At 40.3% G+C, this 26,256-nt stretch carries 27 protein-coding genes and 1 tRNA gene; 16 read left to right on the top strand and 12 right to left on the bottom strand.

The window, feature by feature from the left end:
• The first annotated feature begins 6 nt into the window (after positions 1–6).
• The 7 genes from AOG27_RS15615 to AOG27_RS15585 all read left to right on the top strand — a co-directional run bounded on the left by AOG27_RS15615 (position 7) and on the right by AOG27_RS15585 (position 5,238).
• The gene (locus tag AOG27_RS15615) at positions 7–1,968 is read left to right on the top strand and encodes an FAD-dependent oxidoreductase (RefSeq protein ID WP_054553934.1); all 1,962 of its coding nucleotides are present in this window, start codon (positions 7–9) and stop codon (positions 1,966–1,968) included.
• A gap of 61 nt (positions 1,969–2,029) precedes the next feature.
• Positions 2,030–2,740: a DoxX family protein gene (locus tag AOG27_RS15610; RefSeq protein ID WP_054553943.1), complete on the top strand. Its 711-nt coding sequence runs from the start codon at positions 2,030–2,032 to the stop codon at positions 2,738–2,740.
• A 63-nt stretch (positions 2,741–2,803) separates the two neighbouring features.
• Positions 2,804–3,352 (top strand): NAD(P)H nitroreductase, encoded by a 549-nt coding sequence (locus AOG27_RS15605; protein WP_054553933.1) that lies wholly within the window; start codon positions 2,804–2,806, stop codon positions 3,350–3,352.
• A gap of 199 nt (positions 3,353–3,551) precedes the next feature.
• Positions 3,552–3,929, top strand: a complete 378-nt coding sequence (locus AOG27_RS15600) for a hypothetical protein (protein ID WP_054553932.1) — start codon at positions 3,552–3,554, stop codon at positions 3,927–3,929.
• A gap of 73 nt (positions 3,930–4,002) precedes the next feature.
• A tRNA-Ser gene (locus tag AOG27_RS15595) sits at positions 4,003–4,093 on the top strand.
• Positions 4,094–4,145: 52 nt separating this feature from the next.
• On the top strand, positions 4,146–4,547 hold the full coding sequence (locus AOG27_RS15590; RefSeq protein ID WP_054553931.1) for a hypothetical protein: 402 nt from the start codon (positions 4,146–4,148) through the stop codon (positions 4,545–4,547).
• A 73-nt stretch (positions 4,548–4,620) separates the two neighbouring features.
• Positions 4,621–5,238 carry an FKBP-type peptidyl-prolyl cis-trans isomerase gene (locus AOG27_RS15585; RefSeq protein ID WP_054553930.1) on the top strand — a complete coding sequence of 206 codons (618 nt, stop codon included), beginning with the start codon at positions 4,621–4,623 and terminating at the stop codon, positions 5,236–5,238.
• Positions 5,239–5,306: 68 nt separating this feature from the next.
• On the opposite strand, the gene fur is transcribed toward AOG27_RS15585, so the two are convergent.
• The 5 genes from fur to AOG27_RS15560 all read right to left on the bottom strand — a co-directional run bounded on the left by fur (position 5,307) and on the right by AOG27_RS15560 (position 7,849).
• A complete protein-coding gene (fur, locus tag AOG27_RS15580) occupies positions 5,307–5,750 on the bottom strand; it encodes a ferric iron uptake transcriptional regulator (protein ID WP_054553929.1) in 444 nt (147 codons plus the stop codon).
• Positions 5,751–5,940: 190 nt separating this feature from the next.
• Positions 5,941–6,468, bottom strand: coding sequence for a flavodoxin FldA (fldA, locus tag AOG27_RS15575; RefSeq protein WP_054553928.1), 528 nt, complete (start codon positions 6,466–6,468; stop codon positions 5,941–5,943).
• Between the two features lie 14 nt (positions 6,469–6,482).
• On the bottom strand, positions 6,483–6,761 hold the full coding sequence (ybfE, locus tag AOG27_RS15570) for a LexA regulated protein (protein WP_004586673.1): 279 nt from the start codon (positions 6,759–6,761) through the stop codon (positions 6,483–6,485).
• Positions 6,762–6,763: 2 nt separating this feature from the next.
• A complete protein-coding gene (locus AOG27_RS15565) occupies positions 6,764–6,985 on the bottom strand; it encodes a DUF2788 domain-containing protein (protein ID WP_036968243.1) in 222 nt (73 codons plus the stop codon).
• Between the two features lie 99 nt (positions 6,986–7,084).
• Positions 7,085–7,849: an alpha/beta fold hydrolase gene (locus AOG27_RS15560; RefSeq protein ID WP_054553927.1), complete on the bottom strand. Its 765-nt coding sequence runs from the start codon at positions 7,847–7,849 to the stop codon at positions 7,085–7,087.
• 131 nt (positions 7,850–7,980) lie between these two features.
• Here AOG27_RS15560 and seqA point away from each other — a divergent pair, with 131 nt between their 5' ends.
• The 6 genes from seqA (at position 7,981) to AOG27_RS15530 (ending at position 15,410) form a co-directional block, all read left to right on the top strand.
• A complete protein-coding gene (gene seqA, locus AOG27_RS15555) occupies positions 7,981–8,583 on the top strand; it encodes a replication initiation negative regulator SeqA (protein ID WP_054553926.1) in 603 nt (200 codons plus the stop codon).
• 16 nt (positions 8,584–8,599) lie between these two features.
• Entirely contained in the window at positions 8,600–10,237 is a 1,638-nt protein-coding gene (pgm, locus tag AOG27_RS15550) for a phosphoglucomutase (alpha-D-glucose-1,6-bisphosphate-dependent) (protein WP_054553925.1), read from the top strand.
• A gap of 79 nt (positions 10,238–10,316) precedes the next feature.
• Positions 10,317–11,372 carry a succinylglutamate desuccinylase gene (gene astE / locus AOG27_RS15545; RefSeq protein WP_054553924.1) on the top strand — a complete coding sequence of 352 codons (1,056 nt, stop codon included), beginning with the start codon at positions 10,317–10,319 and terminating at the stop codon, positions 11,370–11,372.
• Between the two features lie 269 nt (positions 11,373–11,641).
• Positions 11,642–12,856, top strand: a complete 1,215-nt coding sequence (locus tag AOG27_RS15540; RefSeq protein ID WP_054553923.1) for a thiamine pyrophosphate-dependent dehydrogenase E1 component subunit alpha — start codon at positions 11,642–11,644, stop codon at positions 12,854–12,856.
• Entirely contained in the window at positions 12,856–13,833 is a 978-nt protein-coding gene (locus AOG27_RS15535; RefSeq protein ID WP_054553922.1) for an alpha-ketoacid dehydrogenase subunit beta, read from the top strand. The genes AOG27_RS15540 and AOG27_RS15535 overlap by 1 nt, the downstream gene beginning before the upstream one ends.
• A gap of 8 nt (positions 13,834–13,841) precedes the next feature.
• Positions 13,842–15,410: a dihydrolipoyllysine-residue acetyltransferase gene (locus AOG27_RS15530; RefSeq protein WP_054553921.1), complete on the top strand. Its 1,569-nt coding sequence runs from the start codon at positions 13,842–13,844 to the stop codon at positions 15,408–15,410.
• A 51-nt stretch (positions 15,411–15,461) separates the two neighbouring features.
• Here the strand turns inward: AOG27_RS15530 and AOG27_RS15525 are convergent, their stop codons facing one another.
• Together AOG27_RS15525 and AOG27_RS15520 are read right to left on the bottom strand one after the other, a co-directional pair.
• Positions 15,462–16,634, bottom strand: a complete 1,173-nt coding sequence (locus AOG27_RS15525) for a putative manganese transporter (RefSeq protein ID WP_054553920.1) — start codon at positions 16,632–16,634, stop codon at positions 15,462–15,464.
• A 71-nt stretch (positions 16,635–16,705) separates the two neighbouring features.
• Positions 16,706–18,331, bottom strand: a complete 1,626-nt coding sequence (locus tag AOG27_RS15520; protein ID WP_054553919.1) for a M28 family metallopeptidase — start codon at positions 18,329–18,331, stop codon at positions 16,706–16,708.
• A gap of 110 nt (positions 18,332–18,441) precedes the next feature.
• Between AOG27_RS15520 and AOG27_RS15515 the strand changes: the two genes are divergently transcribed.
• From AOG27_RS15515 to AOG27_RS15505, 3 genes are read left to right on the top strand one after another with little or no spacing between them, the layout of a single operon-like run.
• Positions 18,442–19,254: a DUF3025 domain-containing protein gene (locus AOG27_RS15515; RefSeq protein WP_054553918.1), complete on the top strand. Its 813-nt coding sequence runs from the start codon at positions 18,442–18,444 to the stop codon at positions 19,252–19,254.
• Entirely contained in the window at positions 19,251–20,039 is a 789-nt protein-coding gene (locus AOG27_RS15510; RefSeq protein ID WP_054553917.1) for an ABC transporter ATP-binding protein, read from the top strand. Before AOG27_RS15515 ends, AOG27_RS15510 begins: the two co-directional genes overlap by 4 nt.
• Positions 20,032–21,240: an ABC transporter permease subunit gene (locus tag AOG27_RS15505; protein ID WP_054553916.1), complete on the top strand. Its 1,209-nt coding sequence runs from the start codon at positions 20,032–20,034 to the stop codon at positions 21,238–21,240. Before AOG27_RS15510 ends, AOG27_RS15505 begins: the two co-directional genes overlap by 8 nt.
• A gap of 49 nt (positions 21,241–21,289) precedes the next feature.
• Here the strand turns inward: AOG27_RS15505 and AOG27_RS15500 are convergent, their stop codons facing one another.
• From AOG27_RS15500 to AOG27_RS15480, 5 genes are all read right to left on the bottom strand, one after another.
• Positions 21,290–22,123: a UDP-2,3-diacylglucosamine diphosphatase gene (locus AOG27_RS15500; RefSeq protein ID WP_054553915.1), complete on the bottom strand. Its 834-nt coding sequence runs from the start codon at positions 22,121–22,123 to the stop codon at positions 21,290–21,292.
• Positions 22,124–22,263: 140 nt separating this feature from the next.
• A complete protein-coding gene (locus AOG27_RS15495) occupies positions 22,264–23,988 on the bottom strand; it encodes a proline--tRNA ligase (protein WP_054553914.1) in 1,725 nt (574 codons plus the stop codon).
• 113 nt (positions 23,989–24,101) lie between these two features.
• Positions 24,102–24,806 carry a tRNA (N6-threonylcarbamoyladenosine(37)-N6)-methyltransferase TrmO gene (tsaA, locus tag AOG27_RS15490; RefSeq protein WP_054553913.1) on the bottom strand — a complete coding sequence of 235 codons (705 nt, stop codon included), beginning with the start codon at positions 24,804–24,806 and terminating at the stop codon, positions 24,102–24,104.
• A 107-nt stretch (positions 24,807–24,913) separates the two neighbouring features.
• The gene (locus tag AOG27_RS15485) at positions 24,914–25,486 is read right to left on the bottom strand and encodes an outer membrane beta-barrel protein (RefSeq protein ID WP_054553912.1); all 573 of its coding nucleotides are present in this window, start codon (positions 25,484–25,486) and stop codon (positions 24,914–24,916) included.
• Positions 25,487–25,724: 238 nt separating this feature from the next.
• Positions 25,725–26,189 carry an acyl-CoA thioesterase gene (locus AOG27_RS15480; protein ID WP_054553911.1) on the bottom strand — a complete coding sequence of 155 codons (465 nt, stop codon included), beginning with the start codon at positions 26,187–26,189 and terminating at the stop codon, positions 25,725–25,727.
• Positions 26,190–26,256: the final 67 nt, after the last annotated feature.

Here is a 26,256-nt window from a genome sequence, read left to right as displayed (position 1 = left end):
CACACAATGTTAGAACAAAAATTACAATTACCGCATACCGAACTTCGTAATCGTTTGGTTATGGGATCAATGCATACTGGCTTAGAAGAAGGCTGGCATAACCGCAAACGCTTACGTGCATTCTACGAGGCACGTGCCAAAGGCGGCACGGGTTTAATCATTACAGGTGGCTACAGCCCAAATATTCGTGGCAAGCTATCTCCGTTCGCATCAACATTTAATTCATTTTATGATGTGATCAAACACAAAGCATATACTGATGCAGTGCATCAACATGGCGGAAAAATTTGCTTACAATTATTGCATGCAGGTCGCTATGCGTATCATCCATTCAATCAAGCGCCAAGCTCAATTCAGGCACCTATTAATCCGTATAAACCTAAAGAAATGTCGTTAGGTTCAATTAAAAAAACCATCAAAGACTTTGCTAACTCAGCAAAAATGGCTGAAAAAGCAGGTTATGACGGTGTTGAAATCATGGGTTCTGAAGGTTATTTGATTAATGAATTCATGGCTAACCACACCAATAAAAGAACAGACAACTATGGTGGTAGTCTAGAAAACCGTATGCGCTTGGCTGTTGATATTGTTAAAGCTGTACGCGCTAAAGTAAGTCAAAAGTTCATTATTGTATTTCGTTTGTCTGTGATGGATTTAATTCCTAATGGATCATCGCCTGATGAAGTAAAGCAACAAGCCCTGGCACTTGAACAAGCTGGCGTTGATATCTTTAACACCGGTATTGGTTGGCACGAGGCTCGTGTACCAACGATTGCCAGTATGGTCCCAGCAGGTGCATTTAAAGAAGCATCAAAACGCTTAAAAGATACAGTATCAGTGCCAGTTATCGCGGTTAACCGTATTAACACGCCGGAAATTGCCAATGGAATTTTAGAAGCAGGCGAGTCTGATTTAATTTCGATGGCCCGTCCTTTATTAGCAGATCCAGAGTTTTTCAATAAATACGTTAATAATAAGTCTGAACAAATCAATATTTGTATTGGTTGTAATCAGGGTTGCTTAGACCATGTGTTTAAAAATAAACGTGCCACCTGTTTGGTTAACCCACAAGCGGCTTTTGAGTTAGATTACAGCCTTGAAAAAGCTCCATCTTCTCGATTAGTTCTGGTTGTGGGTGCTGGCCCTGCTGGCCTTGCTGCAAGTTGTTACTTAGCAGCGAAAGGTCACAAAGTGACTTTAATTGAACGTAAAGAACAAATGGGTGGCCAATTTAATTTAGCCATGCAAGTGCCGGGTAAAGAAGACTTTAACCATACCCTTAACTACTTTACTAATGAATTAAAGCGTTTAAATGTCGATTTACAGCTCGGTACTGAATTTACTGACAATATGCTCAATCAATACGATGATGTGGTTTTTGCAACAGGCGTACGTCCGCGCGAAGCCAAAATAGAATGCGGTGATGGCAAACGTGTATTCGCTTATGATGAAGTAATTCGTGGTGAAGTAGAACTCGGTGAGAAAATTGCGATTCTAGGTGCAGGTGGTATCGGTTTTGATATGGTTGCCTTTTTAAGTGAACACAAAGGACAAACAATTGAGCAGTTCAAAACTCAATGGGGTATTGAATGCGAAGCTAGGCCTGAAAAAGACAACCGCCAAATTTATATGCTTAAGCGAAGTGCAGGGCGTTTTGGTAGTGAACTTGGTAAAACAACGGGTTGGATCCACCGTCAAGTTGCCAAACAACACGGTGTTAAACAAATCGCTGAGTGCCAATATCTAAGCTTTGATAAGCAAGGCTTGAAGATAACGGTAAAAGGTGAAGAGCAAATTCTCGATGTTGATACTGTGATTGCTTGTATTGGTCAGGTGTCAAATACTGAAACGTTCGACAATCAAACCGAAAACGCGAAAGTACACGTTATTGGTGGCGCAAAACTAGCTGCTGCTATCGATGCTAAACGTGCTATTTTTGAAGCGTTACAAGTCGCTCGTAAAATTTAATTGAAAGAAAACTAGAAAACGTGCGGTCTGTGTGATTAATCTATTTAGTCACGAGACCGCTATGTTGAACACACACCTAATACCCCTTTACCAACACACCTTAAAGAAACTGCAGTTTTTAGATGGACTACCGAGTCTATTAATTCGCTTGATTTTAGCCCCAGTGATGATCATTGCAGGCTTTAATAAGCTTGCTTTAAGCGGTGATGTTACTCATCTTTATCAATACTTTTTAGCATCTGAAGATATTGTTGCATGGTTTGGAAATAGTGACTGGGGTTTAGGCCTACCCATGCCCTCTATATTGGCCTTTTTAGCTGCATGGACTGAGTTTTTAGGGGGGATCTTTATATTATTGGGTTTATTTACTCGTTTAACCGCAATTCCTTTGATGATCACCATGCTGGTTGCAGCGACAACAGTACATGCCAGTAATGGCTGGTTTGCTGTAACACCTACCGATGCCAGCACCAGCCCAGCGAGAGTACTCAATTGGCTTGCAATACCTGGTAGTGAAGCTAGCCTAGTTAATTCTGATGAAGCCAGCGAAAGATTAACCAAAATGCGTGAGTTGCTAGAAACGCATGGTTATACAGAGTACCTTTATGCGAAAGGGAAACCTGTGATCTTAAATAATGGTATTGAGTTTTCTGCCATATATTTTGTTATGTTATTGAGTTTATTTTTTACAGGGGGTGGTCGTTACGTTAGTTTAGATTATTGGTTAACTAGAAAAGTATCGAATAGCTTTCTTGCTCATAAAGATAAATGATAAGCTTGGGTTTTCTGCCCCGATTATTAAGGGGCGTCGTACTTAAGCATTTACGGAATATTCATGGACGCTTTAACGCTATTACAAACTCGACAATCAGATCCTCGCCTTATCGCACCTGGACCTACTGCAGAACAACTTGAAATTATTAAGCGAGCGGCCATTAAAGTGCCTGATCATGGCTGTATTGCGCCTTGGCGATTTATTGTCGTTGAAGGCGATGCACGTAATAAATTAGGCGATATCTATCATCATGCCGCTGTTGCTGAAAACCAAGATGATAGAACCATTGAGCGCGCTAAAGAACTACCGCTGCGATCTCCGATGATGATTATTGCCATTGCAGATGTAACTGAAAACCCAAAAGTGCCACGTATTGAACAAGTACAAAGTGCAGGCTGCGCTGTACTTGCAATGCAACAAGCGGCATTCGCCCAAGGTTTAGGGGGTATTTGGCGCACAGGTTATTTTGCACAAAGCCCAGCTGTTAAAGCGGCACTCGGTTGTAAAGAACAAGATGAGATTGTTGGTTACCTCTATTTAGGTACTCCAGAAATAGACATTAAAAAACCTATCAGACACAAGCCAGAGACGTTTTTTGAGAATTTATAAATAGTAGGAACTTTTTTGCAGTTAAGCAGTCAGACACTATTAAGCTTACTTATGTTAGTTTTTTTAGATTTAGCTTAGCTGTAAGAAGCGCACGGATGCAAAAAACGAAATAATTCTTCTTCAGTGTGTTTTTTAATCGGTTATTTTTTGTTAACGTATGGAAAGTCTTAAAAAAATAACGATAAAGAAGACGAGAACAATGGGAAACTTATTTTTACGTGAAAAAGAAAATTGGTTCGCTTGGTCAATTTGGGGCTTAGTTGGCGCTGTTGTCACATTTTTTGTTGCCATGTCTACAAAACAACCTCATTACCTTGGCTTGTCTGCTGTAGTGGTATTACTTTTATTGACATGGTGGATGCAAAGCACTAAACGTTTCGATTTCGGCCGCGCTTTTAAAATTTGTTGCTACGTTTTAACGATCACCTGCTTACCCGCCTTCGCATTAGTTATTGTACCGAGTTATAACCTCAATAAAATTGACGTAATAGTGCAGGGCTCAGGTTTTGCAATTGTTAGTTTAATTGTTTGTTTAGTTTGCTCTTTAATCGCAAAGCGTCCGAAGCAGTACTATTAAAAATACTTTTTTAAAGTTTTTTACATTTAAGGCTTTACAACGAACGCAGTAAACACTATTATGCGCGCCGTACGGAGAGATGGCAGAGTGGTCGAATGCACCGGTCTTGAAAACCGGCAGGGGTTTGTAGCCCCTCTAGGGTTCAAATCCCTATCTCTCCACCATTATTTAGAAAAACCGCCTTTAGGGCGGTTTTTTGCTATCTGGAGATAAGTAATGTCAGCAAGCGAGTCTTCTTCTACACTAATGCGCATTGTTAAACATGTTCTGCTTTGGTGTATCTTTTCTTATTTTTATCACAGCGGGATCAATGTACTTGTAGCTATGGCCCATGATGCGCAGCCTGATTACGGGCTAATATCTTCAATCGCTTATGGTATTGGGTTTAATGTGTTAGTAGGGCACCTTATTGGCAAATACGACAAGCATTGGCCTGTCATTGCTGCATGTGTGATTTCTACTGTGGGTCTTATTGCTGTGCCTTTAATTATGTTAGGCAAAGATGGTTTAATGAGCGGCTTTTTTATTGCTTCGATGATCGCTACATTACCTGTTGCGACATTTGTAATTGATAAAATAAAGCAGCGAATTAGTGCAAACACTGAGCAAACGCAGTAAAACTAGGCGATATTCGTTGTTTTTTTATGTTAATATGAGCACGTCTTTTAACTAAATAAACGTGAATTAAAACATGTCAGATAATTTTACAACAGACGCTGAAAAAGCAAGTTACGGTATTGGTTTACAAATGGGTGAGCAATTAAAAGCGAATCCATTCGAAGGTTTAAACTTAAATTCTGTATTTGAAGGTATGAAAGACGCATACACTGGTAATGATTTCCAAGTTGAAATCCCAGCAATTCAAGCAGCTTTTGAGAAAATCAACGCTGAGATCCAAGCTCGTCGTGAAGAAGAAGCTAAAGTTCTTGCAGCTGAAGGTATTGCATTCTTAGAAGAAAATGCAAAACGTCCTGAAGTAACAGTAACTGAATCAGGTCTTCAATACGAAGTACTTACTGCAGGCGATGGTGAAAAACCAACTGCAGATTCAACAATCCGTGCACACTACCATGGTACACTAATCAACGGTACAGTATTTGACAGCTCATACGAGCGTGGTCAACCAGCTGAATTCCCAGTTGGTGGTGTAATCAAAGGTTGGACTGAAGCAGTGCAAATGATGGGTACTGGTTCTAAGTGGCGTTTATACGTACCACACGAACTTGCTTACGGTGAGCGCGGTGCTGGTGCAGCAATCGCTCCTTTCTCAACGTTAATCTTTGACGTTGAGCTATTAGAAATCATCTAATCGATTTCAAATAGACATAAAAAAACCTGCTTAAAGCAGGTTTTTTTATGTCTGAAACAAATAGCTAATTAGCTATTTGTTTCAGCGTATTCTTTACACGCAGCAGTGTCTTCACATTCACCATATAGGTAAAGAGAGTGGTTAGTCAGTTTAATACCATTCTCTGTTGCGATTTCTTCTTGACGACGTTCAATAGTATCGTCTTCAAACTCAACAACCTTACCACATTTTAGGCACACTAAGTGGTCATGGTGAGTGCTACCTGATAATTCAAATACTGACTTGCCGCCTTCGAAGTGGTGGCGAGATACAATACCTGCATCATCAAATTGGTTAAGAACACGGTAGACAGTTGCAAGACCAATCTCTTCGCCTTTGTCTAAAAGAATTTTATAGACATCTTCAGCGCTGATGTGTTGGTTGTCTGGAGATTGCAGAATCTCTAAAATTTTAATACGCGGCAGAGTTACTTTTAACCCTGCTTTTTTTAATTCCAAGTTGTGATCAGTCATTCAATCTGTCTCAATTTTATTTAGTTATACTAGGCATCATCAAGATGCACACGACACATTAGCAACTATTAGAATAACGTGCCTAGTTACTAAGTGCAAAGAACAATTCGTCTATTTGCCGATTTTTCAAACAAAAATGAACTGGTTGTGCATCTTTACATCAGCTAGTAAATGCGAGTAGTACTTGTTATTAATCAGCAAGTTCCGCTAAACACATTTCGTCATAAACCTGAGCACACCAGTCTTTAACACGCTTTTCAGTAAGCTCTGGTTGACGATCTTCATCAATACCAAGGCCAACAAAATTGCTGTCATCTACGAGTGCTTTTGAAGCTTCAAAGTCGTAGCCTTCAGTTGACCAATGGCCCACTACGATTGCGCCACGCTCAGTAACGATATCGTTGATCATGCCCATTGCATCTAAGAAGTACTCTGCATAGTCTTCTTGGTCACCGCAGCCGAAAATAGCAACAAGTTTACCTTCGAAGTCAACTTCTTCTAATTCAGGGAAAAAATCATCCCAGTCACATTGAGCTTCACCGTAGTACCAAGTTGGAATACCGAATAACAATAAATCGAATTCAGCAATCTCTTCTTTAGAACTTTTTGCAATGTCGTGAACAGCTACAAGCTTTTTACCTAATTCTTTTTGAATCATTTTAGCTACGTGTTCAGTATTGCCTGTGTCACTTCCGAAAAAAATACCTACGCTTGACATGGATTTAAAACCTTCTATCTATCAATAGCCAATCTTTCTTGTAAAATTGTTTCAATCAACGCGCTACGGCTAATATTCTGCGCATCTGCCATATCGCTTAATGCTTGATATAACTGTGATGAAACCTTAAATTCTACACGCTTTAAACCACGTGCTTTATCTCGCTTTATTTGATTACGTTTATTTACTTTTAATTGCATATCGCGAGGTAGGGGATTTGTTTTCGGCCTACCTGGACGCTTTTCGTATTCAAATAAATCGGGTGTTGTTCTATCTGTTTCTGACTTTGCCATGTCTAGCCCACACCTGCGCCTTGCCAGAAGACTTGAATAAGTCCTTTCGCTATAAACCCAGAACAGCCTAAAAATAGCACTAACCAAACGATGTATCGGCCAAATCGTGGTACATCACCTTTTTTAAGGACGTCTTGAATTGCCATTCCAATAAAAAAGAAAATACCGGCTAAGCCAAAATACAACCCTAAGGTATCAAATTCGTTAATTAACTGACTGACCATCAACGTATAAACCTTTAAATTAAACGGCGCGTACTATATCACACAAATTTGTAATAATTTAGTGCGCACGATCAAAAACAGCGAATTTAATCAGCTCTATTAATGAGCTAAAAAATCGCTGATTGCTTTATTAACAGCAAGTGGTTTTTGGGCATGTAGCCAGTGACCAGCACTATGAATAATTTTTGCTTTTGCATTAGGGAACAACGCCATAATAGCAGGGCGGTGCTCTGCTAAAATGTAGTCAGAATCATTACCTTTAATGAACAAAGTATCACATAAACAAGAATCATTTTCACTAACTTGCGCTAAAATATTTTCATATTGCTGGTATAAAACAGCTAAATTAAAGCGCCATTGATAGTGACCTTCATCATTTTTAGCAAAGCTTTTTAATAAAAATTGACGTACGCCCATTTCCTCAATGTGCTTGGCAAGTATTTCATCAGCCGATTTTCTATCTTTGATATTAGACTGTGCAACTTCGTTTAGGCCTGCAAAAATGGCACTGTGGCGAGGGTTATTAGCAACAGGAGAAATATCTAACACGACAAGCTTATCGATAAGTGAAGGGTGATTAAGTGCTAATTGCATGGCCACTTTGCCACCCATTGAATGACCTATGATGTGCGCTTTACTAATAGTTAGATGTTCAAGTAACTCACTGACATCTTTAGCCATAGCATGATAATTCATGGTATCGCTATGGAATGATTTACCGTGGTTACGTAAATCGATATTCGTTACACGATAATTTTCAGCTAATGCTTTTGCGATTACATTGAGGTTTTCAAGTGAGCCAAACAAACCGTGGATCAATACAACGTCTGAACCTTGACCCATTTGTTGGTAGTTTAATAGCATTTTCAACTCCTAATTTTAATGGCAGTATTTTGCCTAGTGAAATTACAAAATGCAAAACATAGAGAATTGCTGCGAGCTTAGGTATAATCATTGAGAACTTTTAAAATGTGACCCGTAAAGACAGGAATAACATGAAAAAAATCGACATAGACGACGAGTTATATCAATACATTGCAAGCAACACGCAAAGTATTGGTGAAAGTGCATCAACCATTTTGCGTCGTTTATTAAACCTCTCTGATGGCACCAATGCCCCAGTTGAAACAACTACTAAAACTGAACAAGAAACCCCAGTTGTTGAAGTACAAGAACAAGCAGAACAAGAATCAAGCCCTGAACCAAGCAACGAAAATGTTGAAGAGGCTGCAGAAACTGTCACAGCATCGACACAAGTGAAAGGTAATGTGTTTAATGTATTAAACAAAGAAGAGCTGGCAATGCAAAAAGGTGTTGTTGGTCGATTCTTATTTATACTTGCTGCTTTATATAGAACGCATAAAAAAGATTTTGCTAACGTGCTTGAAATTAAAGGCCGTGATCGAGTTTATTTTGCCACAAGCAAAGAAGCACTTCTGGAGAGCGGTAGCAGCATGAATCCAAAAAATATCACTGATACTGAGTATTGGGTGATGACAAATTCAAATACAACCAGAAAAAAAATGATGCTTCACGAAGTAGCACTGTGCTTAGGTTACAGCGCAGATGAAGCAGAAAAAATTCGTGATTACTTATAATCCATAAGGAAATAATATGGCGATTCATCCAGATGCAGGTAAACCTGCACCGCAATCAAGCTTAGTGAATGTACCAAAACTGATCTCGGCTTATTACTTAAATGAACCAGACCTAGAACAAAACCCAGAGCATTGTGTTGCTTTTGGTACATCTGGCCATCGTGGTTGTTCGTTCGATGTAAAATTTAATGAATCGCATATTTTAGCGATCACTCAAGCAATTTGTGATTACCGTAAAGAAAACAATATTTTTGGCCCACTTTTCTTAGGTAAAGATACACATGCATTGAGTGAAGCGGCTTTTAACTCTGCTATTGAAGTACTTGTTGCAAACGAAGTGCAAGTCATTGCACAAGAAAATGACGATTACACGCCAACGCCGGTAATCAGTCATGCTGTTGTTTGCCATAACAAAGAAAATCCAAATGAACTTGCTGATGGTATTGTGGTAACACCTTCACATAACCCGCCAGAAGACGGTGGTTTTAAATATAACCCGCCAAATGGTGGCCCTGCAGATACTGATGTTACTAAGTGGATTGAAGATAGAGCAAATCAATTACTTTTAGAAGACTTAGTTGAAGTTGAGTTATTTCCGTATGCTAAAGCATCACGTTCTGGTTTTATTAAGTACCAAGACTTAATTACCCCTTATGTTGATGACTTAGTTAATATCGTTAATCTAAAAGCAATTAGCGATGCGAAAATCAAAATTGGTGTGGATCCACTGGGTGGCTCTGGCATCAACTTTTGGCCAGTCATTGCAGAAAAATATAATTTAGACTTAACGGTCGTAAATGAGTCTGTTGATCCAACATTCTCGTTCATGCCTTTAGATAAAGACGGCAAAATCCGTATGGATTGTTCATCACCTTATGCAATGACAAACCTTATTGCATTAAAAGATGACTATGATATCGGTATTGGTAACGACCCTGATTATGACCGCCATGGTATTGTTACCCCTGACGGCTTAATGAATCCAAATCACTTTTTAGCAGTTGCAATTGACTACTTATTAAATAACCGCGAATGGTCAAAAGAGGTCGCAATTGGTAAAACGCTGGTATCGAGCGGCATGATTGATAAAGTGGTTGCACGTAATAACCGCGAAGTAAAAGAAGTACCGGTAGGCTTTAAATGGTTTGTTGAAGGCTTAAGCAAAGGTACCCTTGCTTTTGGTGGTGAAGAAAGTGCAGGGGCGTCATTCTTACGCTTTGATGGTACAGTTTGGAACACTGATAAAGATGGTTTCATCTTAGGTCTACTTGCTGCAGAGATTTTAGCTGTAACAGGTAAAACACCATCACAGCTTTATAAAGAACTTGAGCAAGAGTTCGGTGCGCCTATTTATAAACGTATTGATGCGCCAGCTAATGCAGAACAAAAATCACGTTTAAAAGCGTTATCAGCGGATGATGTAACTGCAAGTACCTTAGCGGGTGATGCCATTACGCAAAAACTAACCCATGCTCCTGGTAATAACGCTGCTATCGGCGGTTTAAAAGTTGTTACTGAAAACGGTTGGTTTGCTGCACGCCCATCTGGCACTGAAGACATCTATAAAATTTACCTTGAATCATTCAAAGGTGAAGAACATTTAGCATTATTAGAAAAAGAAGCGAAAAAGCTGGTTGATTCAGTAATTAGCTAATTCCTCTTTTACCTATTAAAACGGCTGAGTTTCTCAGCCGTTTTTGTATTCTACTCTCACGCATTTTTAGGATAGAACAATGAGCTATTCAACTCCTTTATATCTCGAACAATTAAAAAGTACTGGCGACTTTTTAACCCTGACTCGTAACAATGAATTTTCACTTGAGCCAACGTCATTCACCCTTGAAAACGGTACTGATGTCACTGTTCACGACACGGGTATCATTGAGTTTCAACCTGCGCAGCAGACAAACAAAGATATTGTACTGTCAAGTGCGGTACATGGTAACGAAACTGCGCCAATTGAAATCTGCGATCAATTAATCAAGTCAATCGTTGCAGAACAACTTACCTTGCAGCAGCGTGTACTGTTTATTTATGGTAATCCTAAATCTATTAATATCGGTAAGCGTTTTGTAGATGAAAACTTAAACCGTTTGTTTAATGGTCATCATACTGTAGAAGGCATTGCTTCAAACCCTGAGCGAGTTCGTGCAAAGCTACTTGAAGACGTGGTTACTGATTTCTTTGCTAGAGGCAACCAGGACAGTGAGCGTTTTCATTATGATCTTCACACAGCAATTCGTGGCTCTAAAAATGAAAAGTTTGCAGTCTATCCTTTCTTACATGGTAAACCGTGGAAAAAATCACAACTGCAATTTTTACTTAGCTGTGGCGTAAACACGGTATTAATGATGAAATCAGCGGCAACTACCTTCAGTTACTACTCGTCGTTTGTACATGGAGCTGACTCATTTACGGTAGAACTTGGCCAAGTAAAACCATTTGGCGAAAACGACATGTCGCGATTTGAGAAAACCAAACAAACCTTAATTGCATTAATTAGTCAAAAATCCATTGAATATAAAGAATTCAATGCAGAAGATTTCGAGTTGTTTTCTGTATATAGAACAATAAACCGTACTTGCGAAGACTTTAGTTTTCCATTTGCTGATGATGTGGAAAATTTCACCGGTTTCGCAAAGGGCGAATTAATGGCAACTGATGGTCAGACCAGATATGAAGCGGAAGTAGACGGTGAAGCTATTATCTTCCCAAACGCTGATGTAGCCTTAGGTCAGCGCGCTTTGCTTACCGTTATTCCAATGCAAGTTGATAGCAACTTTATTTAAAATCTCTGCATTAACACCCATCTAAATTTAGTTAACTATATGACTATAAAGAATTTATCTTGTTGTATAGTTAACTTTCCATGCGTTTTTAGCCATTTGTCATCTATTCGTCTATGATTAGTTGAATAACAACTTACGTTAACGTAAAGTGACGGCAGTTTAATTTAATTAGATTGAATATTGCGCAAACTTTATCCTTACAGCTCATGCTGATAAAAATATAATTAAGGGCAGTAGCGTAGGTTTCTGACAACGAAATAAGGTAGGTTATGAGTAATCCAAATAACGTATCGCTAAACATTAATCATGAACTGTCATTTATTGATGGTCACGCATTAACGATCCCTACATTAAGTATTCTTAATGAGGAAGGCGACATCTACGAAGGTGCAACCGCACCTGATATCGACAAAGCAACGGCAATCCGTCTATATGAAACAATGCGTTTTATTAGAGCACTTGATGAGCGTATGCAAGCAGCACAGCGTCAAGGCCGTGTTAGCTTTTATATGCAATGTCTAGGCGAAGAAGCGGCTGTAACAGCATCAGCTGCAGCGCTTGATCAAAACGATATGATCATGGCCCAATACCGTGAGCAAGCAGCTTTACGTTATCGTGGTTTTAGCCTTGACCAATTCATGAATCAAATGTTCTCAAATGAAAAAGATTTGGGTAAAGGTCGCCAAATGCCAATTCACTATGGCTCACGCGAACTTAACTACATGACTATTTCATCACCGCTTGGTACACAAATTCCACAAGCAACAGGTTATGCATATGGTCAAAAAGTTCGTCATATTGATGCCCAAACCGGTGAGTTAAACAGCACTATTGATAACATCACTATTTGTTACTTTGGTGAAGGCGCTGCGTCTGAAGGTGATTTCCATGCTGGTTTAAATATGGCCGCAGTTCATGAAGCACCGGTAATTTTCTTTGCTCGTAACAATGGTTATGCGATTTCTACACCTGCTGATGAGCAATTTAAAGGTGATGGTATTGCATCACGTGGTGTTGGCTATGGCATTAAAACAATTCGTGTTGATGGTGCTGATGCACTTGCTGTTTATGCAGCAACTAAAAAAGCCCGTGAAATTGCAACGACTAAAGGTGAACCTGTTTTAATTGAATCGATTGCCTATCGTCTTGGCGCTCACTCAACCAGTGACGACCCTAGTGGCTATCGTACAAAAGATGAAGAAGCAAAACATAAAGGCTGTCCAATCGAGCGTTTCCGTAAGTGGTTATTAAAACAAGGTTGGTTAGATGAAGCGCAAGACGCGAAAGACAAAGAAACAATTCGTGAAGAAATTTTAGCGGCTCTTAAACGCGCTGAAAAAGTAGCAAAACCAGCATTAGAAGACCTTATTTCTGATGTGTATGATAAGCCAATCCCATCACTGCAAAAACAATATGAAGAACTAAAAGAGCACATTTTGCAGCATCCTGATGCTTATCCAACAACTGCAGGGAGATTAAAGTAATGGCTAAAATGAACATGCTTCATGCAATTAACTCTGCCCTTGATATCACCATGGCAGAGCATCCAAATGCATGTATTTTTGGTGAAGACGTTGGTTATTTTGGTGGTGTATTCCGCGCTACATCTGGCTTACAAGAAAAATATGGTAAGCATCGTGTGTTCAATACTCCGTTAACTGAGCAAGGTATTTTAGGTTTTGCTAATGGTTTAGCGGCGTTCGGTGCCCCTGCATTAGCTGAAATTCAATTTGCTGATTATATTTTCCCTGCATTTGACCAAATCGTGAATGAATCAGCTAAATTCCGTTACCGTAGTGGTAATGAATTTAATGTTGGCAATTTAACAATCCGTACACCATACGGTGGTGGTATTGCAGGTGGTTTATATCACTCACAATCACCAGAAGCTTATTTTGCTCACACACCTGGTTTAAAGTTAGTTGTGCCACGTAACCCATACCAAGCTAAAGGTTTGCTTCGTGCATCAATTAAAGATGATAACCCTGTTATTTTCTTTGAGCCGAAACGTTTATACCGTGCTTCAACAGGTGAAGTGCCAGAAGAAGATTACAGCATCGAGCTTGGTAAAGCTGAAATCGTTCAAGAAGGCACTGATGTCACTGTACTTGCTTGGGGTGCTCAGATGGAAATCATCGAAGACGCCGCTAAAAAAGCTGCAGAGCAAGGTATTAGCTGTGAAGTGATCGACTTACGTACCATTTTACCATGGGATGTTGAGACCATTGCTAAATCAGTGACTAAAACAGGTCGTTTAGTGGTAAGCCACGAGGCACCAATCACGAATGGTTTTGGTGCAGAGATCGTTGCAACAATTCAACAAGAGTGTTTCTTACACCTTGAATCGCCAATTACTCGCGTGTGTGGTTTAGATACGCCATACCCATTAGCACTTGAAAAAGAATATGTACCGGATGCACTTAAAGTGCTTGCTGCGATCAAGCAATCAGTAGAGTTTTAGGAGTCAGTATGTCTAAAGATTTTATCTTGCCAGATATCGGCGAAGGCATCGTAGAGTGTGAAATTGTTGAATGGTTAGTTGCAGAAGGCGATTCTGTAAAAGAAGACCAGCCTATTTGTGATGTTATGACCGACAAGGCGCTTGTGCAAATTCCTGCTGTTCATGATGGTGTGATCAGTAAGCTCTATTATGCAAAAGGGGATATTGCGAAAGTACATGCACCATTATTTGCAATGGATGTTGATGGCGAAGCACCAACACAAAGTGAAGAAGTTCAAGCTCCTGCAGCAACTGAAGCATCATCTGAGGCTGGTGAGCACTTAGAAGATTTCATATTACCCGATATCGGTGAAGGGATCGTTGAGTGTGAAATCGTTGAGTGGTTAGTAAATGAAGGCGATGAAATCGTTGAAGACCAAGCTGTTTGTGATGTAATGACAGACAAAGCATTGGTGCAAATTCCGGCTAAATACACAGGTAAAGTTGAAAAGCTTTATTATCAAAAAGGTGATATTGCTGCAGTTCACAGCCCATTATTCCAAATGAGCATTGCCGGCCAAAGTGCAGAGCCAGATGTAAGTTCTGCGGTAGTTAAAGCACAAACAAATGCAGCAACTAAACCTTCGCAGAAGCCTGCGACTTCGGCAAACTCTAGCAAACAACTTAATAAGAAAGCGGTTGCTTCACCTGCTGTTCGTCGTAAAGCCCGCGAACTTGATGTTGATTTAACGCAAGTGCCAGGCTCTGGTAAAAATGGCCGTATTTACAAACAAGATATCGAAGATTTCTTGAATGAAACACCAAGCCAAGCAGCATCACAACAAGCTGCGCAAAAAGCGGCAGAGCCTGTATCAACGGTGGTGTCTTCTGGTGGCAGTCGCGTAGAGCCTATTAAAGGCATTAAAGCGGCAATGGCTAAGCAAATGGTTGCTTCAGTTTCGACAATTCCTCACTTTACTTTCTGTGATGAAATTGACCTCACTAAACTAATTGCAATGCGCAGTGAGCTCAAAGAGCAGTATAAGCAGCAGGGTGTTAAGCTCACTATGATGCCGTTCTTTATCAAAGCACTGTCGTTAGCGATTAAGCAATTCCCAGTACTAAACTCGCAAGTAAATGATGATTGCAGCGAGCTAACTTACTTTGATGATCATAACATCGGTATGGCGGTTGATTCTAAGATTGGTTTACTTGTACCAAACATTAAATCATGCCAGTCAAAGAGTATCGTAGATGTTGCAAACGAAGTGACCCGCTTAACTGAAGCAGCACGTGATGGTCGTGTTTCACCGGATGATTTGAAAGGCGGCACTATTAGCATTTCTAACATCGGTGCGATTGGCGGCACAATTGCAACCCCGATCATCAATAAACCTGAGGTAGCGATTGTTGCTTTAGGTAAACTGCAGCATTTACCTCGCTTTGATGCACAAGGTAATGTGATTTCAGCAGCAATTATGCAAGTAAGCTGGTCTGGAGACCACCGAGTTATTGATGGCGGAACAATTGCACGCTTCAATAACTTATGGAAGTCTTATTTAGAAGATCCTGCAAAAATGATGATGGCGATGAGCTAAATCAGTAAGCATTAAAAAACCAGCCTCGGCTGGTTTTTTTAATGCTAAGGATTATATGCCGTAAAAATACAACCCATAACCGAGTAACAGCGCTGGAATTGTTGAATACACCGTCGCGATTAAGGCCGCTTTTGGCGCTAATGCGATAGCTGGGAATAGGGCATCGCCGTCATTTGAAATTGCATTGGCTGCCATCGCACTAAATGGAATAATACCTTGAATATAGAGTGTCATCACGACGATTTGTGGCCCGCAGCCGGGTAATAAGCCAATAGCCACAGCCACCAGCGGTGCAAGATAAGCATACTCAGAAAACCACGCTGTTAAATCAACACCAACTAGGTTAACGAGAATTTCAAACAGCATAAAACTGGCAACAACCCAGGCCGTAACAAAGTGCGTGTCCATTAACACTTTCGTGAGTTTTGAAGGAGGTGTGCAAGGTGCTTCTTCACTGGTTACTTGCTTATAACTGCTGCCTTTAGAAGACAGTGCCCACACAACCACAGTGAACAGGGCCATGATTGAGCCAAACACAGTAATGCCATCATTAATACCACTGCCAAATACACTTAAGTCGGTATTGGTGGCGATAACAAAAGCAACAATCAAGCTCGGTACTAAAGCAAATTTCCATACTGGTCGGCTAAACTTTAACGCTTTTGGTTGGCATTGTGGCTGCTCGTTGTATTCGCTAGCCTCATCAGGCTGAAATTTATCTGGGCTATGAAATGTATTAACTAATTGACCACTAATAACGCCTACAGCAACACCTATTAACATCATTAATAAGCCATCAAGCGGACGGGTTGCTAAAAGTAAAAAGGCGGCATCACCCATGGTTGCGGTTAAGACAGCAACAACAGAGCCAAAGCTAGCCTGCTTTTTAGTAAATTGGGTTACCACAATAATGGCACCCCCACAGCCAGGTAAAGCACCTAAAATTGAGGCAAAACTCACCTCTAGAATACCTGATTTAGCGCGTAGATAGCTCAGCTGTAACTGAGGAAGTTTATCAATAAGGTAGTAATAGATTAATAAGGTGGCTGCAACAAATACAGATACTTGAAAAAAAGCATCACTTAGCGCTTGTAGGGTGAATTCTCGGCTTGCAGGTACCGCTAAAGAAATTAGTAATAAAAGGGGTAAAAATAAGCGTTTATTGTCCGTAATGTAACACCTCGCTTTATGGGGAATAAACCTCGTTTGTGTTAGTGAGAGCATACAGTGCAACCTTAAAATTAATCAGGTTACACTGTAGTACGATTTTAAATGAAAATCAATCTCATTTGTATCTATTTGCGTTGGAACTCAGAAGTGGCATTCCAGGTCGGCCATTCTTTTCGTTCTGAGATATCAAAACCTACTTGATAGAATAACTGAAGGTCCTGAACGGCACCTGATAAATCCCATTCATCACGGTAACGGTCGCAAGGCTGATGATAACAACCACGAAGCACTAGGCTCATACGCTTACGGTAATTTGCCGTTTCTTCATCAAGGGCTTCACTACCACCACCGGCATACATTGCAGGTACACCCATGTTTGCAAATGCAAAGTGATCAGAGCGGTAGTAACCACCTGAAGACGGTTTAGGGTCGCCAGATACTGTACGGCCTTGCGCTTTAGCAGCTGTTTCTAGTAGGCTATCCATTTCAGATTTGCCAATACCAACAACACTAATGTCTTTTACTTTACCTAATAGGTTTAAGCTATCCATATTGATGTTTGCAACCGTTTGTGATGCTGGGATCACTGGATTTGCAGCATAATATTTCGAGCCAAGTAAACCTTGTTCTTCAGCAGTAACGGCTAAGAAAGTCATTGAACGGCTAGGGTGCTCAGGTAAGGTAGCGAATGCTTCAGCAACTTCGATTAAGCCAGCAGTACCCGTAGCATTATCGTGGGCGCCATTATAGATTTGGTCGCCTTTGCGGGTTTTATCAGTACCAAGGTGATCCCAGTGAGCTGAATAAATGATGTGCTCATCAGGCTTTTCGCTACCCGGTAACGTCGCGATAAAGTTATACGAAATTGATTTTTTAATTGTGTTATTTACTTCAACACTTGCAGTTAGGTCGCCCATATCAACATGGTAAGCGCCTTTTGCCGCATTCGCTTTCATGGTATCGAAATCTAAGCCTGCTTTTGTGAAAAGCTCTTTAGCAACATCAGTTGTTACCCAGCCTTCGACAGCAACACGGTCCATGTTGTTATTTTCTTTTTGGAAACCAAATTGCTCACCGCTCCAAGAGTTTTCAACAACTGACCATGGGTAAGAAGCCGGTGCTGTTTCGTGGATGATAATCGCACCTGCTGCACCTTGACGGCTTGCTTCTTCATATTTGTATGTCCAACGACCGTAATAGGTCATGGCATCGCCGGTGAATAAATCAGGGTTTTTCGTCGCAAAACCAGGATCGTTTACCAGCATAACAACGGTTTTGCCTTTAACATCTAGGCCTTCGTAGTCGTTCCAGTTGTACTCTGGTGCATTAACACCGTAACCAACGAATACTAATTCAGAATCTTTAATGCTTTGCTTAGCACTAATACGGCTACTACCCATTACCATATCTTTTTTGTATTGGTAATCTTTGCCGCCAATAGTAAGTACCATGTCTGAATCAGCTTCTAGTGAAACAAGCGGTACTTCTTGTAAGAAGCTATCACCGTTACCCGGCTCAAAACCCAATGCTTTAAACTGGTCGGTTAAATAGGCAAGCGTTAGCTCTTCACCTTTCGATGATGGTGCACGGCCACCGAACTCATCAGAGGCAAGCACTTTAATGTGTTCTGCTAGTTGCTCTGAGTTAATGCTTTGATAGGCTTTTTCGACATCACTTGATGTGATACTTGTTGAAGCACAGCCCGCAAGAATAGCACTTGCAAGGACTGTCATTGGAAAATAGCGTTTCATAATAGCTCTTTTTTTGTTTTATGGTGACGTTAGTATATGAGGTTCTATTAATGAGAACCAGTTTTTACGGTAAACTACCCACAATACATCAATAAGTTAAAAAATAAGCAATGAAACGATTTACTGCTCCCGAGCAATGGTCAACGCAATACCTTACAACGGGTGCCTTTAGTGACCTAGCAACGCTATTTAATATTGATAAACTCTCAGATTGGCCATCTTGCCAGTGGTTTAATCAATATCTAAATGCGAAAACTACACAGGGCAAAGCCATAACCTTTGTTGAAGATGAAAAGTTTGCCGATGAAACCCGTTATTATGAGCAAATCATATTTGAGACAGGGCAAGTACCAACAAGACAACAAAATTGGCATGACCTTTTTGGTGGCTTTATTTGGTGTTTATTCCCAAAAACCAAAGCGCTGATTAATCATCAGCACATTGAAGAAATTAAACTGCATGGTCTAAAAGAGCGTAGTAAACACCGAAACGCACTGACCTTATTTGATGAATGTGGCGTGGTGCTGGCAATTACTGAACAAAGCTGGCAGCAGCAATTACGCGACCACCAATGGCAGCAAGCCTTTGTAGAACAGCGTGAACAGTGGGGTAAAAGCATTAGACCATTTATGTTTGGCCATGCTAACTACGAAATGCTCACACAGCCTTATATTGGTTTAACGGGGAAAGCATTATTTGTAATTGTTCCTGATGACATATTTTGTAAAGATTTAACCGAGCAATATGCGTATCTAGATCAACGTCTTTATGAGATGATTAAGCATGATGATTGTTTGCGTGATAACAAAAATTTATCACCCTTACCCTTGTTAGGCGTACCGGGATGGTGGACTGACAATGAAAATCCAGAATTTTACAGTAACACTGATTACTTTAGACCGAAACGAAGGAAACGCACATGATTGAAGTGGCAGGGCTTAAAAAGAAGTTTAAGCTAACAAAAGATCATAAAAAAAATAAAACGGACAACGTAGACCCCCGTGAAGATAAAGAATTTTTTCATTCTGTAAGAGACGTCAGCTTTCAATGTAACAAAGGTGAAGTACTCGGGTTACTCGGCCCAAATGGTGCCGGTAAAACAACCACCCTTAGAATGATTTCAACAGCCTTAAAACCAGATGAAGGCAGCATTACCATCTCTGGTCACGATATCGTTAAAAAGCCATTAGTTGGCCGCAAATCAATTGGATTTCTGTCAGGTAGTACTGGCTTGTATGGGCGTTTAACAGTTAAAGAAAACGTTGAATACTTTGCCCGTTTACATGGCATGAGTAAAAAAGCGGTCGCCGCTCGTTGTGATGAGCTATTCACCTTACTTGATATGCACAGCTTTATTGATAAACGCGCCGAAAACCTTTCAACAGGTATGAAGCAAAAAGCCAATATTGCCCGTGCTGTTGTTCATCATCCTGATGTGGTTATTCTTGATGAACCGACAACTGGTTTAGATATTATGACTACGCAAACCGTCATTAACTTTATTCGCGGCCTTAAAGAGCAGGGCACACCAGTTATTTTCTCAACGCACCATTTAGATGAAGTTGCCTTACTGTGTGACCGTGTTGCAGTGATAAACCAAGGAATTAGTTGCTTTGATGGCACCTTAGATGAGTTTAAACAAACAGGTCAAAGTGAAGAATTAAACCAAGCGTTTATGAATATTTTAACGGAGAGCCGTAATGTTTGAAGTATTTAAAAAGGAATTAAAAGAGCTATTACGTGACCGTAAAACATTGATTTTCGTTGTTGCACTACCGGTTGCTATCTTCCCACTGTTATTTGCTGTTATGGCCTTTATTAGTTCACAAGCGGCGTTAGAGGCAGAACAAGAGGTCCATACTTACGCTATTATCAATGGTAATTACGCGCAAGATTTTACAGATAAGGTGTTTTACCATAAGAGCTTTGCTTTATATAAAGGCGACGAAACCTTTAATACGGTAGAAGATCTCACTAAAGCGGTAAAAGCAGGTACCATAGACATGGGTATCTATTTACCGTCGGACGCTAAGCAAACGTTAGATGATGCAAAGCAAAGTGAATGGCAAGTTGTGTATAACGACGCAAAAGCAATTAACTTCCTATTTGACCGTGTAAAAGAACTGGCAAAAGAATATGGCGATACGCTGCGTACAAACAAACTATTAAGCTTTGGTGTATCAGAAGAGCAGCAAGCCGCTATTATCGAGCCTATTAAAGTGGTGAAGGTCGACACTGCAGATAAACGTGAAAATCTGGGTGAGAAAATTGGTGGGTTTATTCCTTATCTACTTATTCCTCTGGTATTGATGGGCGCAACGTACCCGGCGATTGATTTAGGAGCTGGTGAAAAAGAGCGTGGTACGCTCGAAACCTTGTTACTTACACCAATCACCCGTACACAGCTGGTGTTAGGTAAGTTTGTAACCTTACTTGCTTCTTCTATTGCAACAACCACCATTACCGTACTCAGTATGGGTGTGTGGATATCAGTGGCCATTGCATTTGTAGATTTAGCCGTTGTTAAAAACGCATTTAGCTCTTTAACTGTATTAGATTTAGGGCTTATTTTTGTGCTGTTATTACCTATTGCTGCAATCTTCTCATCATTAGCGTTGGCTATTTCTATCTATGCGCGAACCTTTAAAGAAGCACAAAACTACATGGCACCACTTAGCATGGGTGTAATTTTTCCAATTATGGTTGCCTTAATGCCTAATGTTGAGCTTACGAGCAAAACAGCATTTATTCCTGTGACAAATGTAGCTCTGGCAATCAAAGAAATCATTAAAGGTACAGTTGATTACACACTCGTGGGTTTAATTTTCTTAGCGACAGTCATAGTGGCAGGTGCATTACTTGCGTTTTGTGTTAAATGGTTCAATAAAGAAGATGTACTATTTAGATAGTAAATTACAATAAATTTAAGCCCCGAGTAGGGGCTTTTTACGTTTAGGTCTAGGCTGCATCTTGGTTTTTATCATAAGCAGTCTTTGGTGTAAGTTTGCTAATGTCTGCCGAGTGAATCACTTTTTTAGTTTCACTCCAGTGCAATAACTCTATACGCCCAGAGCTGTTCTCTACTAATGCAGTGCAGTTTTCAATCCAGTCGCCATCATTGCAATATAAAATTCCATCAACCACTTTAACAGCTGGGTGATGAATGTGCCCGCAAATGATGCCATCGACGGCTTGTTTTTTTGCTTCGTGGATGGCCGCTTTTTCAAATGCATCAATAGCTTCACGTGCTTTATGCACGCGTGCTTTGATCCAAGAGGCCAATGACCAATAATTACCGCCAAATAAACGCCGAATGCGATTAGTCCAGCGATTTAAAAATAATAAAAAATCATATCCTGCATCGCCTGCAATACTGATTAATTTGTTGTAGCGCGTTGCTGAGTCAAAATCGTCGCCATGCAAAAGTAAAAAACGTTTGTTGGCTTTAGTGGTATGAATATATTGCTTGTGTACTTCGATACCGAATAATGAATCATTAGCATAATGGCGAAAGGTTTCGTCGTGGTTACCCGGTATATAGATCACTCGTGTGCCATCTTTCGCTTTTTGTTGAATAAGCGCAAGTACATCATAATGACTAGGATGCCAAAAAAACTGTCGTTTCATTGACCATAAATCGACAATATCACCGACCAAATACAGAACATCGCATTCAATGGCATTTAAAAAATCTAGTAAATACTGCGCTTGGCAGTCTTTATAACCTAAGTGAACGTCGGAAATCCAAACGGCAGGATAGTGGGTTTTACTACTGCAAGTGGTGTTATTCATGGCATTTACTCATGGTGTAATAAAGTAAATGCTAGGCAGAATCAATGACAGTTAAAAGACGCTTTAGCGAAACATCTATGACAATTAATAAAACAAAAAACCGCCGAAGCGGTTTTTTAAATTTTGTAGAGCTGAGTTAATTAGCCTTTAACAAGTGTGGCAATTTCAGAAGCGGCACTATCTAAATCAAGCATTAGCTTTTCGCCAGTATGGCGGTTTTTAAGCTCAACCTTGTTTTCATCAAGGTTACGCTCACCAATTACTAATGTGAAAGGCACACCTAGTAATTCCATATCGTTAAACATAACACCTGGGCGCTCTTTACGGTCATCAAACAACACGTCTAAACCGGCATCTTTCAAGCCTTTGTAAAGGTTATCTGCAATGTCAGGAATACGATGAGACTTATGCATGTTCATTGGCACAATCGCTAAATCAAAAGGCGCAATAGGTTGCGGCCATTTAATACCGTATTGGTCATTGTTTTGCTCAATAGCGGCAGCTACGATACGTGATACACCAATACCGTAACAACCCATTGTCATTACTTGATTTTTACCTGTTTCACTTAATACGCCTGCTTTCATTGCTTCTGAGTATTTAGTACCAAGTTGGAAAATATGACCTACTTCAATACCACGTTTGATTTGCAGTGAACCTTGACCACATGGGCTTGGGTCGCCTTCAACGATATTACGGATATCAGCCACTTCGTAGTTTTCTACATCGCGATCCCAGTTGATACCGCTGAAATGTTCACCATCTTTATTAGCACCTGCTACAAAGTCAGCCATAACGTTAGCTGTGCGATCAACAATGATTGGCATTGATAGACCGACTGGGCCTAATGAACCTGGTTTTGCGCCAATAGCAGCAACGATGTCTTCTTCTTTTGCCATTTCAAGCGGTGAGTCTACAAGCGGATGCTTCTCAGCTTTTAACTCGTTTAATTCATGGTCGCCACGTAATACAAGGGCAACTAAACCACGTTGTTCGTTTTCATCTGGTGCGCCATACACGATTAATGTTTTCACGCCGCGATGAGGTTTAACACCATAGTGCTCTTTAAGCTCAGCAATAGATTTTGCATCAGGCGTTGGGAACGCTTTTAACTCTTTACTTGCTGCTGGGCGCTCTTCAGTCGGTGCTAATGCTTCTGCTTTTTCGATATTTGCAGCGTAATCACTTGCATCACTAAATGCGATTGCATCTTCGCCTGATTCTGCAAGTACATGGAACTCATGTGAAACGCTACCACCGATAGAGCCGGTATCCGCGATAACAGGGCGGTAATCAAGACCAAGGCGCTCGAAGATGTTGCAGTATGCTTTGTGCATTACTTGGTATGTTTTCTCTAAACACTCATCACTTAAGTGAAAAGAGTACGCATCTTTCATGGTAAATTCACGGGCACGCATCACACCAAAACGAGGGCGAACTTCGTCACGAACTTTTGTTTGTACTTGGTAAAGAGTAAGCGGTAATTGCTTATAAGAGCTCACTTCTTTACGTACAAAATCTGTGATCACTTCTTCGTGTGTTGGGCCAAGTGCAAATGGGCGGTTGTGACGGTCATTAATACGCAGTAATTCAGGGCCGAATTGTTCCCAACGACCAGACTCTTCCCAAAGATCAGCTGGTTGAATAATAGGCATTAACATTTCGATAGCGCCTGCTTTATCCATTTCTTCACGTACGATGTTTTCTACTTTTTTAAGTACGCGTAGACCAGAGGGCAACCATGTATACAAACCCGACGCAACGCGGCGGATCATGCCTGCTCGTAGCATTAATTGATGAGAAACAATTTCTGCATCAGACGGAGTTTCTTTAAGTGTTGCGAGTATATATTGACTGGTACGCATCTTTATTCCAAGTAGTGTTAAAATTATTATCGTTTACTCAAGACGTTTGAGTAATAACAAGGCGCTAAGTTTACCAGTGGAAGCACTGACACTAAAGCGCTATATGCTAAAAACTAGCATTTTTCAATGCTGGTCACTGTATTATGATTGTCCTGAACATGCCACCTAATATTAAAATCATATAAGGTCATGCCGTAGCTTTGCTCTGAGTCACGTTGCTTTTTATAAGCTGGGCGAGGATCTTGCTTTAATACATTGCTTATAAACGCTTTTAATTCAGGTTGCTCAGTTTGCTTTGCAATAAAAGCAAGCGCTTCTTCACTAAACTCAACGCTCATATCGGTTTCTGGTCTGGTATCGGCAAAACCTGCGGTGGCATCGGTCATTGCGTCGGAGTAGGGCAAATATGGCTTAATGTCTAAAATAGGTGTGCCATCGAGTAAATCGATACCTGAAAGCAATAAGCTTAATTGACCATTTTTATATTCAATGCCTTCAAGTTTTACAGCACTCATGCCTATAGCATTTGGGCGAAAGGTTGCACGTGTTGCAAATACACCTTTACGTTCATTACCGCCTAGGCGAGGGGGTCTCACCATTGCTGAGTAACCTTTATCTGCGGTTTCATGAAATCTAAATAACAGCCAAATATGGCTAAATTCATCGAGGCCGCGTACAAACTCTTCACGATTAAAATCGCTGCTGAATACCAGCTTTGCTTTAGCCTCAGGAACCAAACGAGGTTGGCGAGGTATGGCAAACTTTTGTTTATAAGGAGATTGAATATGGCCGACGGCAGTTAATTGGTATTCGCTCATTGTGCATTGTCGTTAAGAAAATCTGCCGACATTTTACATGCATTACATGCAAACACAAAAAAGGCAGTCGAGACTGCCTTTTAAATATTTGGACTGTATAGTCTAAATTAAAACATGTATTGGAATGATACAGACGCAACGTCCATATCTGGGTCAATATCATCTTCTAATTTATAGCGCTCATACTCTAAACGTACTTGCATGTTTGTTGTGAAAGCATATTCTACACCTGCACCATAAAATACATCACCGCCATCAGAGTCAGCACTGATGCTGCCAAGCTCGCCTAGGTCTTGCTTAATTTCAGCATCCCACTCTAGCCAACCACCTTTGGCATAAACAGAAAAGCTATCTGTAATTGGGGCTGCTAAGCGTGCTGCTAGTGAAACACCGTCAATTTCAGCTTTAGAATCGATATCGCTTACTTCATCAAAATTTTGATAGGCAAGTTCAAGGCTTAAGTACTTGTTAAACTGAGTACCAATATAGCCTTTTAGCATTTGTGAATCGTCATCGAAGTCAGTGTCATTTTCACTGTCTTCAAACTCAAAAGAATATTGGCCGTAGCCGATACCGGTATAAATACGCGGAGAATCCATTTCGGTAATATCTGCATGTGCAGCATTATTAAAACCTAGTAGTGCTAAAGAAAGTGCAGAAAGTGAAATTGCTTTAATCATTTAATAGCTCCTTTATAAAATAAATAAACGAATGTTTCGCGTCATTCACAAGGAGTATTGCAATGGCAATGCCAAGCTGAAAATAAAGCCTAAAGTATTGTTTTTAGGCTTCATTAAGTGGTTTTTTAAACAGTTTGTTGAAACTGTAATCAGGCATTCAGTTTGGCAGTCGTAACAATTTCAGGGTGCTCTGTAGAAGTTACTAGGTACAGTTTATATTTTTTGTTGCTTTAAGTTTTTATGCTTTTTGTAAAAGGGTTTCTGTTTCTATCGCGATCTCCTTCATTTTAATCGCATAGTTTTCAATTTTCTTTTCATCGTCTGTCACTGCAGTATATGAAGGTACTTCGATTGGGTAGCCTGCTTCATCCATCGCTATAAAACTAATAACACAATGATTGGTTTCAACTAGGTTCTGGGTTTTAGGGTCGCCGCAGCGTACTTGAATGAAGATTTGCATGCTGGTTTTACCTGTGTGGGCAATACTAGCTTTCACTTCGACTATTTGGCCAACCAAAATAGGGCGCTGAAACTTTACACCCGCAACTGAGACAGTTACGCAGTAATGACCGCTCCAACCTGCAGCACAGGCGTAACCAGCTTGGTCAATCCACTTCATTACCACACCACCATGAACCTTACCGCCAAAATTGACATCAGTAGGTTCAGCTAAAAAACGAAAGGTTACACTTGAAGACGGCATACTTTACTCACTTTTATAAAACACGACACTTTCAGCATAGCCTAAAAAAGGGGCCGAAGCCCCTGCA

The sequence above is a fragment of the Pseudoalteromonas lipolytica genome (assembly GCF_001306915.1).
Classification (GTDB): Bacteria; Pseudomonadota; Gammaproteobacteria; order Enterobacterales; family Alteromonadaceae; genus Pseudoalteromonas; species Pseudoalteromonas simplex.
The sequence above is the reverse complement of the archived record's forward strand: the minus strand, read 5'-3'. Positions and strand labels throughout refer to the sequence as shown.